Raw genomic sequence first — 18,088 nt, 5'->3', positions numbered from 1 at the left:
TTCCTTTATTCTTTATACAAGTTTGTTAACACTTGAGACATATCTGATGATAGCAGTGTAAGCAAACTAATCACACGCGCATATTCCATGCGGGTCGGTCCCAGTATAGCAATTGTGCCGAGCTGTTCGTGACCAAAAGAATAACTAGCTGTAATTAAGCTGCAGCCTACCATTTCATTCAACTTATTTTCATGACCAATTTTCACGTGTATGCCAGCCTCATTTGGGCTTAGCAGCTTATAAAACTGCTGTTCATGTTCAATAATGTTGAACAGCCCGCGAATTTTATTAAGATCATGAAATTCCGGCTGAGCAAACATATTCGTTTTGCCGCCAACTACTAATTTACCATTCATGTTGAGCTTTAATGCATCATTGAGTATATCCATCGTCTGCTCATACCCTTGAATGTGGCTTTTTAAGAGCGTCGCTACTTCTTTGTACATTTTATCATGTAAATCAGTAATGCGAACGCCGATGAGCTTTTCGTTCAAAATGTTAACCATCTTTTCAATATCGGAAGGTTGAATACTGCTTGGTAACGTAATCGTCCGACTTTCAACGTGTCCTGTATCAGTCACAATAATGGCAACAGCTGACTGAGCCGTTAAAGGTAAAATCTGCAGCTGTTTTAACTTATGGCTGACCGCTTTTGGCCCTAGCACAATGGACGTTAAACTCGTTAAATCAGATAAAATTTGCGCTGATTTTTGAACGAGCTGCTCCAGTTCTACAATGCGCTCAGCAAATACCGAACGTACTGTAGAAACATCGCTTGCTTTCAAGTGCTGCGGGGACACTAGGTGATCAACATAATAACGATAGCCTTTCTCAGACGGAACGCGCCCTGAAGAAGTATGAGTTTTTTCAATAAATCCAAGTTCTTCTAGGTCTGACATCTCATTACGAATCGTAGCCGAACTAAAATTAAACTCTTCTTTCTTAGATAATGTTCGAGAGCCTACCGGCTGCGCAGATCGAATGAAATCATCAATAATGACTTGTAAAATTAATAACTGTCGATCAGTAAGCACGCTTCATCACCTCTGTTAGCACTCTAAAACTCTGAGTGCTAAATCTAATAATAAATTACCAAATCACTATAGCGATGTCAACGATTTGGTATTAGATTATCCCAATAAAGGCTTGAAAAACTTCATTCCCCAAAAATCGACCATTGTGTGTTAAAAAGACGGAGCTATTGTCTTCACCCAAAAGTCCTTTCTCTTTGTATTCTTGAATAGGTTCTCCAAATACATCTTTTAATTCTCGATTGAATTTTTGCTTAAACTCCTCTTTTGAGACTCCTTTCGTTTTACGAAGGCCCAAAAACATTTCTTCTTCCATTTTTTCAGCCTCGGTCACGCTCACTTCATTAAGATATGCATTTCCTTTTTGCTCGACTGAATCAATGTACTTTTTTAATGGTCCAATATTTGCTCGTCTTATTCCGTCAATATAGCTATGTGCGCCTGCACCAATTCCGTAATAATCGTCGTTGTTCCAATATGTTAGATTATGAATACTCTCGTAGCCTGACTTTGCGAAATTACTGATTTCATATTGATGAAAACCTTGTTTGTCCATTTCTTTCATAAGCAGCTCATACATAGCTGCTTCTTCTTCTTGAGCAGGCAGCGGCAGCTTCCCTTTATTCATTAAATTATAAAATACCGTTTTAGGTTCAATAATTAACGAATAGGCAGACATATGCTCTACCTCTAATGAAAAAGCGGTTTGAAGCGTAGAAGAAAAATCAGCTACCGTTTGTTCCGGCAAGCTATAAATTAAGTCTAAGCTTATATTCGACATTCCAATCTTTCTCGCTTGCTCAATACAATCAAATACCTGCCTATTTGAATGCACACGTCCAATTTTCTCCAATAACCTTTCATTAAACGTTTGTACACCAATACTTAAACGATTCACGCCATAGTCATGGAGAAGCTGAAGCTTTTCTTTTGTCAATTCATTCGGATTCGCTTCAAATGTAAACTCACCTTTCTCATCATAAGGAAGATACATACGAATGGATTCTAAAAAATACTCCAGCTGCTGTTCATCTAAGGCTGTGGGCGTTCCACCCCCAACGAATATCGTGTTCAAATTGGTCGTTGGATAACGTTCGACTGTTTGTTTCATTTCTTCTCGCATGCTTTCCAAATACGGCATAACGGGCTGATTTTTGAAAAACACTTTATTAAAGTCACAATAGTGACAAATATGATGACAAAACGGGATATGCAGATATGCTGCCTTCACCATGGACTTTCACCTCAATCACATTTATAAATGATAAAAATACCGCAGAGTCTCTCTGCGGTATTTTTATCTATGTTCGTTCACACTTATTTACAGCGCTCAAAACTCTTTACTATCGTATCAGATTCGCTTCATTTTCAAAACTAATTTGACATGTTAAATAATAGAATTTCAGCTATTAATCTTCGTCCATGCGAAGCACAGCCATGAATGCTTCCTGCGGTACTTCAACAGAACCGACCTGCTTCATACGTTTTTTACCTTCTTTTTGTTTTTCAAGAAGTTTACGTTTACGAGAGATATCTCCTCCGTAACATTTTGCTAAAACGTTTTTGCGAATGGCTTTAATTGTTGAACGCGCCACAATTTTTTGACCGATTGCCGCTTGAATCGGCACTTCGAACTGTTGACGTGGAATAAGCTCTTTAAGCTTTTCTACAATGACTTTACCACGATCATAAGCTGAATCTCTGTGAACGATAAAGGACAGCGCATCGACCGTTTCACCGTTTAAGAGAATATCCATCTTCACAAGCTTCGAAGGCTGATATCCGATAAGCTCGTAGTCAAACGACGCGTAGCCTTTTGTATTTGATTTTAGTTGATCAAAGAAATCATATACAATTTCAGCCAGCGGAATTTCGTATACAATACTCACGCGATTAGCATCCAAGTACTGCATATCAATAAAGTTGCCTCGCTTCTTCTGACAAAGCTCCATCACAGCACCAACATAATCGTTTGGTACCATCATTGTGGCCTTCACATACGGTTCTTCCACGCGTTCAATCTTTTGTGGATCCGGCATATTAGAAGGGTTATCTACAGACAGATGAGTCTCGTCTGTTAAATATACGTCATAAATAACGCTTGGAGCTGTTGTAATTAAATCAATTTTAAATTCACGCTCAATACGCTCTTGGATAATCTCCATGTGAAGCAGTCCTAAGAATCCACATCGGAAACCAAACCCTAAGGCCTGAGACGTCTCTGGCTCAAACTGAAGTGCGGAGTCATTTAGCTCTAACTTTTCTAGTGCTTCACGAAGATCGTTATACTTCGCTGTATCAATCGGATACAGTCCGCAGTATACCATTGGATTCAGACGACGATAGCCAGGAAGAGGTTCACTTGCTCCGTTTTTGGCAAGAGTAATCGTGTCCCCTACTCGCGTATCTCCAACATTTTTAATAGCTGCTGTTAAAAACCCTACGTCGCCAACAGAAAGTTCATCTTTAGCAACGGCTTTTGGCGTTAACACACCTAGCTCCGTTACCTCAAACTCTTTTCCTGTTGCCATCATTTTAATTTTGTCGCCTACTTTTACTCGTCCCTGTACGATACGAATAGATGCAACTACACCTCGGTATGCATCATAAAATGAATCAAAGATTAGCGCTTGAAGCGGTGCATCTGGATCCCCTTCAGGAGCAGGAACTTTTTCAACAATTTGTTCTAAAATTTCTTCGATTCCAATTCCTGCTTTAGCTGAAGCTAATACAGCTTCCGACGCATCTAATCCAATTACGTCTTCAACCTCTTGGCGCACTCGCTCTGGCTCTGCGCTCGGCAGGTCAATCTTATTAATGACAGGTAAAATTTCAAGGTTGTTATCAAGCGCTAAATATACGTTTGCTAGTGTTTGAGCTTCAATACCTTGAGCTGCATCTACTACTAGAATAGCACCTTCACACGCGGCTAAACTTCGCGACACTTCATATGTAAAATCGACGTGTCCCGGTGTGTCAATTAGATGAAAAGTATACTCTTCTCCATCTTTTGCTTTGTATTGAAGCTGCACAGCATTTAATTTAATGGTAATTCCACGTTCACGTTCTAAATCCATCGAATCTAAAAGCTGAGCTTTCATTTCTCGCTGTGTTAACGCATTTGTTTTTTCTAAAATACGGTCTGCTAATGTTGACTTACCGTGGTCTATATGAGCAATAATCGAAAAGTTTCTGATTTTCGATTGTCGTTTCAATCTTGCTTCTCTATCCATATTTTTTTCACTCCTACTGAAAATCGGCAAAATACACTAAACTAAATTATAACAACACATTCGTCAACATTCAATAAGCATTCCATTGGGGATTTTTCCATACAAAAAAGCAGAAAGAGATTCTGCTTTTAATTAAGAAGATGATGGATAGCCTTAAAAGCTTTTCCTATTGTACTTTTCACGCCTTCCGCTAGACTTTGACCTAGCGAGGAGAAAAAGTTAAAAGCTTTTCGTTTTTCTAAAAGCTGCTGTTTTTCATCAATGTTCACAACTTTTTTTGAACCTAAAACAGCAGCTTCCACCTGACCATCTGACGTTTTAGACACATTAATAACATGTTCAATCGAAGGATCATTATATCCCTTCATTTTAATCAGCCCTTGCTGAGCCGTCTGCATTCCTAAAAATACGACGAACAGTAAAAAAATAGTTAGCACTACTGATTTTAAAGTAAATTTAATCATATTATTAGGCCCCTTACTTCTTTATCTTCTGTAGTACTAACCATTATGACTATATTCTGAAGAACTCATTCATCTAAAAGCGTATTAATGAGTATATGCCCCAAAGTTCTCTTGGTCCACTTCATGATGCAAAGCAGCGTTAAGTCCTCCTGCAACTACATTAGCCATATCTTCAATAAACATATCCACTTCTTTTGGTGTAACCATCAAATTATGACCTAAAGGTGCAAGCACTTCATGAATAAGACGTCTTTTTTCTTCATCGGGAAGAGTGCCAATCATACCGAGGTACGTTTGACGCTGCTCTTCATTGGGTAAATCATCCTCCGTGAGCTTCTTTTTTTCTCCAAACGTCATACCGGACGGAAGCAGCGACTTAGACGGCTTTCCCTGCTCTTTCATTTCTCGGCCGAAATGTTTTAAGATAAAGTCAATTGTATCGCTTGTAATGGACACAGCATCCACCACCGTTGGAATACCTATTGCAATAACTGGGATGCCAAGTGTTTCATAACTGATTTCTTTGCGCTTGTTTCCAACCCCAGACCCAGGATGAATACCTGAATCTGAAATTTGAATGGTAGCATTTACCCGTTCAATCGAACGAGCGGCCAGCGCATCGATTGCAATAATAAAATCCGGATTCACTTTCTTTACAACGCCAAAGATAATATCACTTGTCTCAATACCCGTCATTCCCATTACTCCCGGAACAATGGCGCTAACGGGTCTAAAGCCATCTTGCACGCTTTCAGGCTGTAACTCAAACAAATGTCTTGTAATCAACAAATTATCTACTGCCTTTGGTCCAAGCGCATCTGGTGTCACACTTAAGTTTCCAAGACCCACTACAAGACAGCTAGCATCATCTGGAATGTTGAGGCTTTTAATAAAAAAATTCAGCTCTTTAGCAAATACTTCTTCCATAGCCTCTTGCTTTTCAGTATCCTGCTCGCGAATGCCTACCGATTCAAGGGTTACATATCGGCCTTTTTTCTTACCGATTGCTTCTGCGCCCTCTTCCGTAATTTCTACCATTGAAATTTTGACACCTTGTTCTTCTTTTTCTTTTACAATTACGCCGTTGATTTCTGACTGGTTATTCGGTTTAGGCTGATTTTCTAACGCTATGTCTTTTGCTTCGACAGCTAGATCCGTGCGCACGCTATATTGACTTAAATCAAGTTCTTTTTCCATTTCTTAACCTCCTAGACAATCTTTGTTGAAATTATTGTCACCGAGGACTGGCAGATTCATGCATTTAAGAAACGAAAAGTAGAAGGAAGGGCGCAATATCAGCTACAAGCTTTTAAAGAGAGGTCTGTCATATAAAATTCCTTGTCAAGGCTATTGCATTCTGTCCTTGTGTTTGATAAAATATCTTTTGTTCTTATTGTGAAGAATGTCGAGTTCTATATAATCTCGATTGTTATCATTTCGGGAGGTGAAACGGATGCCAAACATTAAATCAGCTATCAAACGTGTAAAAACTACTGAAGCTCGCCGTGCTCATAACATTCAAGCTAAATCAGCTATGCGTACTGCAATCAAAAACTTTGAAGCTTTAGTTGAAAACAACGATGTAGATAACGCAAAAGCAGCATTTGCTGTTGCTTCTAAAAAATTAGACAAAGCCGCACAATCTGGTCTTATCCACAAAAATGCTGCAGCTCGTCAAAAATCTCGCTTAGCAGTAAAACTTAACGGTTTATCTGCATAATTGAGACAAAAACGATCCCATTAGGATCGTTTTTTTATTGCGCTCTTTTTAATAAAAACAGCTGTAAAATAAGCGCTTTATCCATTTTTCCCGTCTTCATTTCATAATCTGCCTCTGCTAAATCCTTTAAAATTCCTTTAAGCTGCTGTTCCTCAAAACTTCTGCTCTGCTGCAAAGCGATTTTCACACGAAACGGATGAACCTTAATCGTTTGAGCAATTTGCTGCTGACCGTACCCTTGACTAGACAGCTGCTTCGTATGATAAATTAAACGAAACTGCGTCGCTAACAAAGATAAAATTTTAATAGGCTCTTCGTTGTTACGCAGCAAATCCTGATACATATTTAAAGCGATAGAAACCTTTCGCTGAATAACAGCATCAATAAGCGTAAATACGTTTTGTTCAAGCGTTTTTGCCACAAGCTTAAGCACCACTTCTTTTGTAATGACTCCTCCTTGTCCAACGTATAACACCATTTTTTCAATTTCATTTGTCACGAGCGTTACATTAAGCCCCACAAGCTGAATAAGCAGCGTTTCAGCATCTTCATCCATATTCACTCCATCTTTTGAAAGCAAATTATGAATCCACTGCTTCATTTCTTTTTCACCAAATTCGTTCGCTTCGATGTAAGCTGCTTGTTTTTTTAATAATTTTGTTATTTTTTTTCTTTCATCCAGCTTTTCATAAGGGGCTAGAAGAATTAACGTTGAAAAAGACGGGGGCTGTTCGACATATTGCTGAAGTTTTGCCAGATCATGCTCAACTTTATCTTTTGATTTTTCAGCCGTTAAAAATGCTGCATTTTTCGCAACCACTACACGCTTGTCTCCTAAAAAAGGAAGCGTTTCAGCATCTTCTAGAACTTGATCAATCGATGTCTCTTCTAAATCGTATAGGGACAAGTTAAATTCTTTATCTTCTTCATTCAACGTATAGTCGACGATTTTATCTCTAATCTTTTTACTCATAAATGCATTAACCCCGTGTATTAAATAAACGGGGGCGATATTATTTTTGGTAATACTTTTTAAGCTATCAACTGCCAACGTATATACGCTCCTCTTTTTTTATTCATCTATATTGATTATGTATAGTTACTGATAAACAAAATACAATTTCTATCGTAAAGGTGTTATGAGTTTTTGGCAACAATACAAAAGGAATTGTCTTAAAACGACAATTCCTCAGTTTATGATAAACATCAACAATATAAGCCCTAGGTTACTTATTTGTTAATGATTAAACCCTTATCTCTATTTTCTCCTCATGCTCATAAAGTATAGTTGTTAACTGTTGTCAGTTTGTGAAAACGCTTTTAAATTGTCTAGATTTTTAAAAAAAGTTAGATTATACTGTAAACAGGAGGGGTGTTAATGAACCAATTTGAAGAAAGTGTCCAAAGTAAACGCAACGACGCTGTCGATTCTGCCGTAGGATTTGGTGTTTCATTTGGCTTTTTCACTGCCTTATTTGTTATTGCAACTGTGATTCACTACTTGGGTTCGTAAAATTGCTTCAAGGCTGCTTCTTAGCAGTCTTTTTCAGTTCGTTTTTCTTACTATAGACTATGGAAGTTGCTGCGAAAACGTTCCTGACTTTTTTGTAAATTCATACATTACCCCACCATCTTCATCCGTTCGGTAAATATACACCCCGTAGCTTTTCAGAAGCTCTAATATTTCTTGATGAGGATGACCATAACGATTTTTTTGCCCCGCTGAAACAAGCGCTACTTTAGGGTTTAAATGTTGAACAAACTCTTCTGAAGTTGAGGTTTTACTGCCATGATGACCCACTTTTAATACATCTGCTTTAAGGTTGGGAAAGTCTTTCAATATTCTTTGTTCTCCTTCCTTTTCTAAATCTCCGGTGAATAGCCATCTTAAATTTCCTAACTTAGCGTCTATTACAATTGAGCCGTTGTTGCTCGTTTCTTCGAAACCTGTGGGAGAAATAACCTGAAATAAGACACCTCCTTCTTGCCAGCTATCTCCTTGTTGAACAATTTGAACAGGCACGCTTTGTTTTTGAGCAGCGATCACCAAGCCAGTCTCTACGTCATTTAATTCGGCTTTTTTCCCAAGCACCAGCTCTCCGACAGCCACTTGTGAAAATAAATGCTGTGCCGCCCCTGCGTGATCATAATCGCCGTGTGTAATAATCATTTTATCTACCTTTGTCATTCCTTTTGAATGCAAAAAGGGAACAAGTACGTCTTCTCCCACGTCAAAAGAAGAAAGGCGTTTTTGCCATGGTTCTTTTGGAAATGAAACGGTTCCTCCGGTATCGATCATATACACGCCTTTTCGATAAGGAAGCTCAATGATAAAGCAGTCTCCTTGTCCTACATCGACCATTGTGACCGTTCCTTTTGGATTCAAATAAGGATACATACATTGTGCGGCTAACAATGCCGCGAGAAGAAACATATAGCGAACGAAAAATTTCCCTTCTTCGACCGCCACAAATAAAGCATAAATGCATAGGTACATGCCCAAAAACAGCAAAATATGGGGTTTTCCCGTTACGAAATCAGCGGGAATCCACTCAAAAAAATCAAGCAATTTTTCACAAGCAAGTAAAAGAACATGAAGAATTTGCTCCAGCAATTCACTCACTCCCGGCAAGATGATACGAACAAAAAGAATGAGCAAACAAAGAGGTAATACAACAAGAGAAAACAACGGTACAAAAACCATATTTAATGGCAAACTGAGGAGAGATACTCCATAAAAATAGTACAACAATAAAGGAAGTGAACTGACTTGTGCAATCGCTGAAACAGCCATGAGCTGGCTGAAAGAAGAATGAAAACGAGGTAAAATTGTCTGACTCGATAAAATCAAGGCAAAACTAACGGCAAAAGAAAGCTGAAATCCTACATCAAATAAATAGTACGGTTTGAAAAGCAGCATGCTCATAAAAGCAAGGCTGATGCTATCAACCAAAAGAATTTTTCTTTGTATTTTTATCGATATAAGCATCAGCATACTCATAAAAACAGCTCGGACAACTGAAGCGCTGCCACCGGCCAAAACCATGTATACAGGAAGAAGCAAAAGTAAAAGCATAATGGCTCGCTCGCGCGTTATTCCAATCCGAATAAGCAAATAAAAACACATCGCTGTCAGCAGTCCAACATGAAGACCTGATATGGCAAGCAAGTGTATTAAACCAAATTGCTGATAGCGCTTGATACTCTCTTCTTCGATCCCAGTACGCTCGCCGTAAATTAGTGCCTGCATAAATCCAGCGCCTGGATCCGACATGTTTTGTTGAATATAATTAATTCCTTTTTGACGAATAAAGGTAAGGTACGTAAGTGGAGTTAAGGTGGGGAGCTGGCATTTTGCCAAATCAAGTCTCTTGACGTTAAGCTGCCAATGAATAGACTGATGGTATAAATATTGCTGATAATCAAATGCATGAAGGTTGCGAGCAGCTGAAGGAGAAGTTAATTGCCCTGCTAGTTGACAAACTTGATGAATCGTTAGCTTTTCGAGCTGCTGTTTCTCTTCCAGCGTTTTTAGTTTATAAAAAGCCATGACTTCTTCATTTTGAACCGTAAACTTAAAAGTAAGCTTGTCGCCGTCACTATGCGGAACAGATGAAATTTCGCCTATAAAAGTAGAAGATTCAGCTAAAAGAACCGTTTTGTTATGGTTATTTGCCTCAGCTAATAGGTAGACGCACAAAACGCTCAACAGTGCAGAAGCAATAACCACTTTCCTCGGACATTGTAGCCATTGAAAAATGAAAAGCACGATTAGCAAAAACAGGCTTACAGCGGAATGATTATCATATACATATAAGGCTAGCATCATGCTAAAAGCACAGTAAATATAATATCCTTTCACTTTTAGCTCCTTTCTTCCTTAAAAGAAAGAGGCTTCTTACTGTTACCAAGTAAAAAACCTCTTTTACCTTTAATTTGCCGTAAACAAAGCGAGAGCTTCACGCTGTAAATTCATCACTTCTGCTTCGTCAGCTCCGCTTTTTTCTAAACGAGCGAGAACATCCGTTACAAATTGAAGCTTCTCTTTACTTTTTAAGTCAATGATTGCTTCATCAAGTTCAACTTTTGCTGTTTTCACTCCCGCCTGTTCAAATAACTCAACAGCATACGGATGATTTTTGTAATCATTAGCATAATATACTGTTTTAATTCCCGCTTGAATAAGAGCTTTACAGCAGTTTAAACAAGGAAAATGCGTGACGTATACTTCCGCATCTTCTGTCTTTACACCAAACTTAGCACACTGCAAGAGTGCATTCACTTCTGCATGGACAGTTCTTACGCAGTGGCCATCAATTACATAGCAGCCTTCGTCAGCACAATGCACGCCTCCGCTGATTGAACCGTTGTATCCTCCAGCTATAATACGTTTATCACGCACCACTGTAGCTCCAACAGCCAGACGTTCACAAGTGCTTCTTAAAGCTAGCAAATGGCTTTGTGCCATAAAATATTGATCCCATGAAATCCGGTTCATCTCATTCCCTGCCTTTTTATTTAAAACTGAATAATGATACTTTTCTCTTTCATAGTGTAGCGTTTTTTTTCCTTTTTCGTCAATAAGTCTCTACTGTACCGTAATTTGAGCTTTGATTTTTTCTAGCGACTTCTCGCCAATACCTGATACTTTTCCCAAATCCTCTACTGTTTGAAACAAGCCATTTTCCTCTCGATATGAAACGATGGCACTGGCTTTTGAAGGTCCAATGCCATTTAACGTTTGCAGTTCATCAGTGTTCGCTGTATTGATATTAACAAGAGGCTGATCATTTGAAGTTCCTGAGGAAGAAATTGAAGAAACTGGAGATGAAGGGGGGATTTCTTCTCCAGCAGCTGGAATATACACAGCCATTTCATCTTGTAGCTTGCTAGCTAAATTGAGCTGTCTTAAGTCCGCTTCTTTCGTAGCGCCTCCGGCTTGTGCTAGAGCATCTTTTACCCTTGCATCTTTCGGAAGCTGGTATACACCAGGCTTCTGAACAGCTCCTTTAATATCCACCATCACAAACGGGGAATCTTGGCTTGAAATTACTTGATTAGACGACTCTCCTTCTTTTTTTGTACCAGAAGATTCTGCCTTGATTATATCTGAGGTTTGAAGAGAACTTTCCGGTTTCTCTCCGCCTGTGCGATAGATATAAAAAGCCAACCCAACTGCTAAGCAAATACACCCAATTAGCCATTGTTTTTTTGAAAAAGTCAACTTGTACACTCCTTTGAATTTTGAAGTAACGTCATAAATTCCATTACGTCTTCATAGTGTTTAGAAGAAAAGGCTTTTGAAGGAGGGAATGAATCAGTGAACATAGGGTTTATCGGAACAGGAAACATGGGGAAAATATTAATTGATGCGTTTATTGAATCAAAAGCCGTACGTCCTTCTAAAATTACTATTATGAATCGTACAAAAAAAAGGGCCAAAGAGATTCAACAGCAGCATAAAAAAATTCATGTTGCTGATACAGCTGAAGAAGTTGTTCACGCATCCAAAGTCATTTTTATTTGTGTTAAGCCATTGGATATTCACCCCCTTTTAATAAAATTAGAACCACTGCTAACGAAAGATCACTGCATTGTATCCATTACCAGTCCAATTAGCGTGGAACAAATCGAACGCCTCATTCCGAGTCAAGCAGCTAGAATTATCCCTAGCATTACGAATCGGGCATTAGCAGGTGTTTCTCTTTTCACGTTTGGAGAAAGATGTACGCCTTTTTACCAAAATTATTTACATGAATTATTTTCATCTATGTCAAAGCCTGTGGCTATTGATCAAACGATTACCCGCGTATCATCCGATATCGTAAGCTGCGGTCCTGCATTCTTCAGCTTTTTGCTTCAACGCTTTATTGATGCAGCAGTTCAAGAAACAAATATTTCTGAAGAAGAAGCTACCGTCATGGCCAGCGATATGATTATTGGAATGGGAAAACTGTTGGAAAAAGAAATATTTACGCTTCCTACCTTGCAGGATAAAGTATGCGTAAAAGGCGGTGTAACCGGAGAAGGTATTAAAGTTTTAGAAGCTGAACTCGGAGAGATGTTTGTGCACGTATTTCAAAAAACACACGAAAAATTTGACGAAGACATTGAGCTTGTTCACAATCAGTTTGATAGTCTTATTCCATAATTTCTGTAGAAATCCTGCTTTGAAACAAAAAAAGAAGCCTCTACTCGGCTTCTTTTTTTTGCGCAGAGAAAAAGATGCGCTCACTGTTTGAAGTAGGCTTACTCATTTTGAAATCTGCACTTACTTCTATATTTATAAAACCAGCTTGGCTCAACCATGATTGATAATGGTCAATCGACCAAGTGCGCTGAGCATGCACCTCATCAAAGCGATGATATGCATCGATTTCTTCATCATAAGCAAAAAACGTAATATCATGCTCTACACGCATGTCTGTATCGTCATAGGTGCAGTTCCAAATATATGACACGTCTTCATCTACATAAGAAAAAGATTGATTTCCAAATACGCCCTTCATCTTATGCACTGAATGAACATCAAATATAAAGAGCCCACCTGGTTTTAAGTGTTTATATACACGTTGAATGGTTTCTTGAACTTCTTTATCACTTTGCAAATAGTTCAAAGAATCACAAAAGATTACTACACAATCAAACTCTTTCAATAACTCAAGTTCCGCCATGTTTTGCTGAAAAAGAGATAGCGTTACCCCTGCTTCTGCTGCCTTCTCTTGAGCTACCATAAGCATATCATCAGACAAATCAACGCCGACTACGGAGAAACCTTCTTTTGCAAATCGAACGGAGAGTTCTCCCGTGCCGCAGGCAAGGTCTAATATACTGTTAGGCTTTGTTTTTGCTTTTGCCACCTGCTGATTAAAAAATTCAGCCCAATCGTCATACGGAACGTCTGCCATTAGCTGATCATATACGTAGGCAAATTCTCCGTACCTGCTCATAGCTGTAGCTCTTCTGAACTTACAAATGGTGCATCTCCCCATAAGCGTTCTAAGTTATAATATCCGCGCTCATCTTTATGGAAAATGTGAACCACAACATCTCCAAGATCAACAAGCACCCACTTAGCCTGCTCAAACCCTTCTAAACGCTTCACAGAAATGCCTTGTTCGTGTGCTTTTTCTTTAATTTCACGAGCAATTGCCTGCACTTGTTTATCTGAGTTACCGTGACAAATAACAAAATAATCTGCCACAAGTGAGATTCCTTCCATATTTAACGCTACGATATCGATTGCTTTTTTATCATCGGCTGCTTCTACAACAAGAGATAGCAATTCACGTTCAGTCATGTGTTTGACCTCCTAAGATTAAATCATTATATGTCATCATCGTATCGGGATAAACGGCCTGATGTTTGGTCATTAAAAAAGAAATAGTATTCTTTAATGATTGAATAAGTGCTGCATTTAAGTCGGTTTTAGCTAACTCCCGCACTTCATCAACACCTGGAAATCTCCTTCCAGGTTCAATATAATCAGCAACGTACACAATTTTTTCAAGTAACGTCATGCCAGGTCTTCCGGATGTATGGTAAGCAATTGCATCCAATACTTCCTTATCCGTAATCCCTACTTCATTTCTCACTAAAAACGCGCCTACTGGAGCATGCCATAATTCGGTATTGTATTCCAATAAAGAAGGGTTCATGTTTTGATCAATAATAATTTGCTTCATCTCTTCCTTTGGACGAAACTTGGCATAGTCATGAAAAATAGCAGCCAGTTCTGCTTTTTTTTCGTCTGCTTCAAAACGTTTAGCTAATTCAATTGCTGTTTCCATTACCCCGACAGTATGAATATAACGACGTTCTGTTAACTGTTTCTTTACGATTTCTAATGCCTCAGTTCGATTCATATAATTGATTCTCCTCGATATATTGTTTAACACCAGCAGGTATAAAATAACGAATGGTTTCTTTCTTTACTACTCGTTCGCGAATAAAGGAAGAGGAGACATCAAACTGCGGAACTTCTACTTCTTTTATCGGGTAAGGGGACGTAATGGTATACCCCGGGCGCTTTACACCTACAAATGTAACCAAATTGACTAATTCATCAATTTCATACCACTTCGGCAAATATTCTACCATATCAGCACCAATGATGAAATGAAACTGATACGTTGGATATTTCTCTGTTAGTATTCTCATCGTATCATATGTATATGAAGGCTCTTTGCGCTCAAATTCAATCGGCTGCAGGGTGAATTGATCATGTTCTTCAATAGCTAGCTTTAGCATTTGTAAACGATGATATGGCTCAATAGGCTCTTTGATTGTTTTATGAGGTGGAATATATGACGGCATGAACCATATCTCATCTAATTTCAAGGCATGCAAAACCTCATTTGCCATCATTAAATGCCCCAAATGAGGCGGATTGAACGTTCCACCTAAAATTCCAATACTCTTCAACAATCCCCGACTCCTTTAATTTACTTCATTTTTAAATAGAGCGGGTTTCCCCGCTCTATTTCATTTCACTTTTGGAAGCATTAACTGCTTATTTTCACGTGATTCTTTATATAACACAATTGTATTTCCAATCACTTGTACAAGCTCTGCTTTTGTTCCTTTTGTTAATCGAGCAGCAACCGTGTCACGATCTTCGTCACAGTTTTGCAGAATGCTTACTTTTAATAATTCTCTTGCTTCTAATGCATCAGCAATTTGACCAATCATATTTTCATTGACTCCACCTTTTCCTACTTGGAAAATTGGATTTAAATGATGTGCTTTTGAACGTAAAAAACGTTTTTGTTTACCTGTTAACATAAAAACCTCCGTTGTATCTTATCTCTTAGTTAGTGTTGAAAGAACAATGTGTTCCATTGCCTCTTCGTCAGGACGGACCTTCGTCCATTTTTCAAATGCAAGTGCACCTTGCAGTACAAACATACCGACACCGTTATGAGTGCCTGCCCCTTTTGCTTCAGCCTCTTTCAAAAGCTTTGTTTTTAAAGGGTTGTAAATAATATCGCTGACTACCGCTTCTTTTTGCAATAAAGTAAGTGCTAAAGGCAGCTCATCAACGTTAGGATACATCCCCACGGAAGTGGTATTAATAATAATATCGAATGTATCTAGTTGTTTTTCCGCATCAGAAATAGACATCGCCGCCGTTTTCGTCGAAAAAGGCAGCTCGTTAGCTAGTAAAGCTGCTTTTTCGACGGTACGATTGCATATCGCAATTACATCGGGAGCGTGCTGAGCTGCAATTGTATAAAAAATAGCTTTTGCAGCTCCTCCAGCTCCAATAATTAAAATTCTTTTTTGGGATAAGCCGCCTTCTACTGCTTTGAGTAAAGAAGTCACATACCCCTCTCCGTCGGTATTGTATCCAATATAACGGCCATCTTGATTAACAACTGTATTTACAGCGCCAATTGCCTTTGCTAATGAATCGACTTCATCCAAATGATTCATAATATCAACTTTATACGGAATCGTGACATTAAATCCTTGAATGTTTTTATCTTTTAGCTCTCCAATAGCTGACTCAAAATGAACAGGTTCAATTGGAAAAGCCTCATAATGCGCATCCATGTTCAGACGTTTAAAGGCATCATTTTGCATCAATGGCGATAGTGAATGCCCAAGCGGATAACCAACTAGCCCATATAATGTACTCAAGATTTTTTCCCCTTTTTGTTTAAATTAAAGAATCGCGCACAAATACGCCGACTCCTTTTGGTGCATGCGCCACAACTTTTGAACCTGACTCATTAACCGTCACCCAGCCAAGCCCTGAAAAAACAATATCCGTCTTTTCATTTTTGATTGTAAATTCATGTGCAACAAGTTCAGGAAACTCACTCATTTGCTCTGGGCGCGGCGGCTGAAGCAGTTCACCTGCTTGCTTTTCATACAACTCATCTGCTTTTTCAAGCTTTGTACGATGGATATGCAAATCATTCGATACATAACATGTTAACGACTTGCGGCCTCCCTGTACATAATCTAAGCGCGCCAGTCCTCCAAAGTATAGCGTTTGCCCTTCGTTTAGCTGATAAACCTTCGGCTTTATTTCTTTTTTAGGAGAAATTAACTTTAAGTCTCGTTTATCTACATAGTGAGCCATTTGATGATGATTAATAATGCCAGGCGTATCATATAAAGACGCGCCGTTATCAAGCGGGATATCAATCATATCAAGCGTTGTGCCCGGATATTGAGACGTAGTAATAATATCTTTTTCTCCCGTTACTTCTTTAATAATGGCATTAATAAATGTCGATTTACCAACGTTTGTACATCCAACAACATATACATCTTTACCTTCGCGATAATGTTCAATGGCTTCGGCAATTTCTCGAATTCCTTGTCCTTTTTGCGCGCTCATGAGGAACACATCCACTGATTTTAGGCCAAGCTCTTTCGCTTCTCGCTTCATCCAATGAATTAGTTTATTTTTCTTTATAGACTTCGGCAGTAAATCTGCTTTATTTCCCACTAAAAGAACCTTATTATTTCCAACAAATCGATGCAAACCAGGTAACCAGCTGCCGTTAAAGTCAAAGATATCTACAACTTTTACAACCAAACCGTCCGTTTGACCAATTCCATTTAAGATTTTTAAAAAATCATCGTCTGTTAAGGAAACATCTTGTACTTCATTATAATGCTTCAAGCGAAAGCATCGCTGGCAAATAATAGCTTCTTTTTCTAATGCTGATTTTGGAGCGTAGCCAAGTTCATTCGGTCGTTCTGTTTGAATCTCCACTCCGCATCCTACGCACTGTATTTTTTCTTCACTCACGTTTTAATCCTCCCAGTTAATCATACCTTTTCGTTTCATCCAACCTAAAATTCTTCGTTCCATTTTACGGTTAAATTTCGTTACAAATCCATCTGTTTGCGCAACTGGTACAACCAAAACCGTATATACGCCTAGGCGATTTCCTCCTAATACATCCGTTAAAAGCTGGTCGCCAATGACCACAACCTCATCTTTTTGCAGCTCCATATCACGAAGAGCTCTTCTAAATGCTTTACGCATCGGTTTGCGTGCTTTATATACAAATGGAAGTCCAACTGGATCTGAAAACAGCTTGACTCGTTTCTCCACATTATTCGATACAATCGTAATTTTAATTCCACTATCTTTCATTAACTGAAACCACTCAATTAATTCCGGAGTGGCATCAGGGCGATCCCATTCCACCAACGTGTTATCTAAGTCGGTAATAATTCCTTTTATCCCGCGCTCTTTCAAATCGTCTGGCTTAATTTGAAACACGTTTTTCACATGTTCATTTGGTAAAAAAAGTTTCAACACGTATCATGCACCTCGAATATATAGTTACATACTAAAATTAACGCCGTCTATCATTATAACGACTTCTTGTTATTTTCCAACCTAAAATTTTATTCTCTTCAAAAACAGGTCTTTTCTTAGTATAAAGGATATGCCTTGTGAATGCTTTAACTTTATACAGAAAGTTATTGACAAAAGGCAGTAAACCTCCATTTGTTCGTGAGCTTACGATATATTTACCCACTGCAAACTTAAAATAAAAAATAGTGCAGAAAACGTTTATTACTTATCAAATAGGGTAAGTGGTAAACAAATTCTGTTAAAAGTTTTCGACAAAAAATGATAACCCCAACTATGTGGATAAGGTTATACAC

The 18,088-nt window shown here is 38.5% G+C and carries 20 protein-coding genes; 3 read left to right on the top strand and 17 right to left on the bottom strand.

What is annotated here, in order from left to right:
* Positions 1 to 5: 5 nt before the first annotated feature.
* The 5 genes from hrcA to gpr form a co-directional block, all read right to left on the bottom strand.
* Positions 6 to 1,034, bottom strand: coding sequence for a heat-inducible transcriptional repressor HrcA (hrcA, locus tag ACXAE4_RS05085; protein ID WP_013059244.1), 1,029 nt, complete (start codon positions 1,032 to 1,034; stop codon positions 6 to 8).
* Positions 1,035 to 1,125: 91 nt separating this feature from the next.
* The gene (gene hemW / locus ACXAE4_RS05080) at positions 1,126 to 2,265 is read right to left on the bottom strand and encodes a radical SAM family heme chaperone HemW (RefSeq protein WP_047749825.1); all 1,140 of its coding nucleotides are present in this window, start codon (positions 2,263 to 2,265) and stop codon (positions 1,126 to 1,128) included.
* 175 nt (positions 2,266 to 2,440) lie between these two features.
* Positions 2,441 to 4,264, bottom strand: coding sequence for a translation elongation factor 4 (gene lepA, locus ACXAE4_RS05075; protein WP_013059246.1), 1,824 nt, complete (start codon positions 4,262 to 4,264; stop codon positions 2,441 to 2,443).
* 128 nt (positions 4,265 to 4,392) lie between these two features.
* A complete protein-coding gene (locus tag ACXAE4_RS05070; RefSeq protein ID WP_028411657.1) occupies positions 4,393 to 4,728 on the bottom strand; it encodes a YqxA family protein in 336 nt (111 codons plus the stop codon).
* Positions 4,729 to 4,812: 84 nt separating this feature from the next.
* Positions 4,813 to 5,925: a GPR endopeptidase gene (gpr, locus tag ACXAE4_RS05065; protein WP_028411658.1), complete on the bottom strand. Its 1,113-nt coding sequence runs from the start codon at positions 5,923 to 5,925 to the stop codon at positions 4,813 to 4,815.
* A gap of 256 nt (positions 5,926 to 6,181) precedes the next feature.
* Between gpr and rpsT the strand changes: the two genes are divergently transcribed.
* The gene (gene rpsT / locus ACXAE4_RS05060) at positions 6,182 to 6,448 is read left to right on the top strand and encodes a 30S ribosomal protein S20 (protein ID WP_013085065.1); all 267 of its coding nucleotides are present in this window, start codon (positions 6,182 to 6,184) and stop codon (positions 6,446 to 6,448) included.
* 34 nt (positions 6,449 to 6,482) lie between these two features.
* Here the strand turns inward: rpsT and holA are convergent, their stop codons facing one another.
* Positions 6,483 to 7,499 carry a DNA polymerase III subunit delta gene (holA, locus tag ACXAE4_RS05055; protein WP_099331296.1) on the bottom strand — a complete coding sequence of 339 codons (1,017 nt, stop codon included), beginning with the start codon at positions 7,497 to 7,499 and terminating at the stop codon, positions 6,483 to 6,485.
* Positions 7,500 to 7,826: 327 nt separating this feature from the next.
* On the opposite strand from holA, the gene ACXAE4_RS05050 reads away from it, so the two are divergent.
* Positions 7,827 to 7,961 carry a YqzM family protein gene (locus ACXAE4_RS05050; RefSeq protein ID WP_013059251.1) on the top strand — a complete coding sequence of 45 codons (135 nt, stop codon included), beginning with the start codon at positions 7,827 to 7,829 and terminating at the stop codon, positions 7,959 to 7,961.
* A 57-nt stretch (positions 7,962 to 8,018) separates the two neighbouring features.
* Here the strand turns inward: ACXAE4_RS05050 and ACXAE4_RS05045 are convergent, their stop codons facing one another.
* The 3 genes from ACXAE4_RS05045 to ACXAE4_RS05035 form a co-directional block, all read right to left on the bottom strand.
* Entirely contained in the window at positions 8,019 to 10,310 is a 2,292-nt protein-coding gene (locus ACXAE4_RS05045) for a DNA internalization-related competence protein ComEC/Rec2 (RefSeq protein WP_289578459.1), read from the bottom strand.
* A 69-nt stretch (positions 10,311 to 10,379) separates the two neighbouring features.
* Complete coding sequence (locus ACXAE4_RS05040) at positions 10,380 to 10,946, bottom strand: ComE operon protein 2 (protein WP_028411661.1); 567 nt, start codon at positions 10,944 to 10,946, stop codon at positions 10,380 to 10,382.
* 90 nt (positions 10,947 to 11,036) lie between these two features.
* On the bottom strand, positions 11,037 to 11,672 hold the full coding sequence (locus ACXAE4_RS05035) for a helix-hairpin-helix domain-containing protein (RefSeq protein ID WP_028411662.1): 636 nt from the start codon (positions 11,670 to 11,672) through the stop codon (positions 11,037 to 11,039).
* Between the two features lie 96 nt (positions 11,673 to 11,768).
* Between ACXAE4_RS05035 and comER the strand changes: the two genes are divergently transcribed.
* Positions 11,769 to 12,599, top strand: coding sequence for a late competence protein ComER (comER, locus tag ACXAE4_RS05030; protein ID WP_025750559.1), 831 nt, complete (start codon positions 11,769 to 11,771; stop codon positions 12,597 to 12,599).
* 40 nt (positions 12,600 to 12,639) lie between these two features.
* Here comER and ACXAE4_RS05025 read toward each other — a convergent pair whose 3' ends face one another.
* The 8 genes from ACXAE4_RS05025 to ACXAE4_RS04990 are packed head-to-tail and all read right to left on the bottom strand — an operon-like array spanning position 12,640 to position 17,732.
* On the bottom strand, positions 12,640 to 13,398 hold the full coding sequence (locus ACXAE4_RS05025; protein WP_289578460.1) for a class I SAM-dependent DNA methyltransferase: 759 nt from the start codon (positions 13,396 to 13,398) through the stop codon (positions 12,640 to 12,642).
* Positions 13,395 to 13,748, bottom strand: a complete 354-nt coding sequence (rsfS, locus tag ACXAE4_RS05020; RefSeq protein WP_013085071.1) for a ribosome silencing factor — start codon at positions 13,746 to 13,748, stop codon at positions 13,395 to 13,397. The genes ACXAE4_RS05025 and rsfS overlap by 4 nt, the downstream gene beginning before the upstream one ends.
* On the bottom strand, positions 13,741 to 14,313 hold the full coding sequence (gene yqeK / locus ACXAE4_RS05015; RefSeq protein ID WP_028411664.1) for a bis(5'-nucleosyl)-tetraphosphatase (symmetrical) YqeK: 573 nt from the start codon (positions 14,311 to 14,313) through the stop codon (positions 13,741 to 13,743). Before yqeK ends, rsfS begins: the two co-directional genes overlap by 8 nt.
* Positions 14,300 to 14,872: a nicotinate-nucleotide adenylyltransferase gene (locus ACXAE4_RS05010; RefSeq protein WP_025750563.1), complete on the bottom strand. Its 573-nt coding sequence runs from the start codon at positions 14,870 to 14,872 to the stop codon at positions 14,300 to 14,302. Before ACXAE4_RS05010 ends, yqeK begins: the two co-directional genes overlap by 14 nt.
* Positions 14,873 to 14,932: 60 nt before the next feature.
* Positions 14,933 to 15,232 carry a ribosome assembly RNA-binding protein YhbY gene (yhbY, locus tag ACXAE4_RS05005; protein WP_013059260.1) on the bottom strand — a complete coding sequence of 100 codons (300 nt, stop codon included), beginning with the start codon at positions 15,230 to 15,232 and terminating at the stop codon, positions 14,933 to 14,935.
* Positions 15,233 to 15,250: 18 nt separating this feature from the next.
* On the bottom strand, positions 15,251 to 16,090 hold the full coding sequence (gene aroE / locus ACXAE4_RS05000; RefSeq protein WP_028411665.1) for a shikimate dehydrogenase: 840 nt from the start codon (positions 16,088 to 16,090) through the stop codon (positions 15,251 to 15,253).
* Positions 16,091 to 16,109: 19 nt separating this feature from the next.
* Positions 16,110 to 17,216 carry a ribosome biogenesis GTPase YqeH gene (gene yqeH / locus ACXAE4_RS04995; protein WP_028411666.1) on the bottom strand — a complete coding sequence of 369 codons (1,107 nt, stop codon included), beginning with the start codon at positions 17,214 to 17,216 and terminating at the stop codon, positions 16,110 to 16,112.
* A gap of 3 nt (positions 17,217 to 17,219) precedes the next feature.
* On the bottom strand, positions 17,220 to 17,732 hold the full coding sequence (locus tag ACXAE4_RS04990; protein ID WP_013059263.1) for a YqeG family HAD IIIA-type phosphatase: 513 nt from the start codon (positions 17,730 to 17,732) through the stop codon (positions 17,220 to 17,222).
* Positions 17,733 to 18,088: the final 356 nt, after the last annotated feature.

This window comes from Priestia sp. ABM2_011 (genome assembly GCF_056158845.1).
The sequence above is the reverse complement of the archived record's forward strand: the minus strand, read 5'-3'. Positions and strand labels throughout refer to the sequence as shown.

Bases quoted from the DNA above. Each gene is read 5' to 3' on its own strand.
- hemW (WP_047749825.1), bottom strand. From the start codon at position 2,265: ATGGTGAAGGCAGCATATCTGCATATCCCGTTTTGTCATCATATTTGT.
- lepA (WP_013059246.1), bottom strand. From the start codon at position 4,264: ATGGATAGAGAAGCAAGATTGAAACGACAATCGAAAATCAGAAACTTT.
- ACXAE4_RS05070 (WP_028411657.1), bottom strand. From the start codon at position 4,728: ATGATTAAATTTACTTTAAAATCAGTAGTGCTAACTATTTTTTTACTG.
- gpr (WP_028411658.1), bottom strand. From the start codon at position 5,925: ATGGAAAAAGAACTTGATTTAAGTCAATATAGCGTGCGCACGGATCTA.
- rpsT (WP_013085065.1), top strand. From the start codon at position 6,182: ATGCCAAACATTAAATCAGCTATCAAACGTGTAAAAACTACTGAAGCT.
- ACXAE4_RS05050 (WP_013059251.1), top strand. From the start codon at position 7,827: ATGAACCAATTTGAAGAAAGTGTCCAAAGTAAACGCAACGACGCTGTC.
- ACXAE4_RS05040 (WP_028411661.1), bottom strand. From the start codon at position 10,946: ATGAACCGGATTTCATGGGATCAATATTTTATGGCACAAAGCCATTTG.
- ACXAE4_RS05025 (WP_289578460.1), bottom strand. From the start codon at position 13,398: ATGAGCAGGTACGGAGAATTTGCCTACGTATATGATCAGCTAATGGCA.
- rsfS (WP_013085071.1), bottom strand. From the start codon at position 13,748: ATGACTGAACGTGAATTGCTATCTCTTGTTGTAGAAGCAGCCGATGAT.
- yqeK (WP_028411664.1), bottom strand. From the start codon at position 14,313: ATGAATCGAACTGAGGCATTAGAAATCGTAAAGAAACAGTTAACAGAA.
- yhbY (WP_013059260.1), bottom strand. From the start codon at position 15,232: ATGTTAACAGGTAAACAAAAACGTTTTTTACGTTCAAAAGCACATCAT.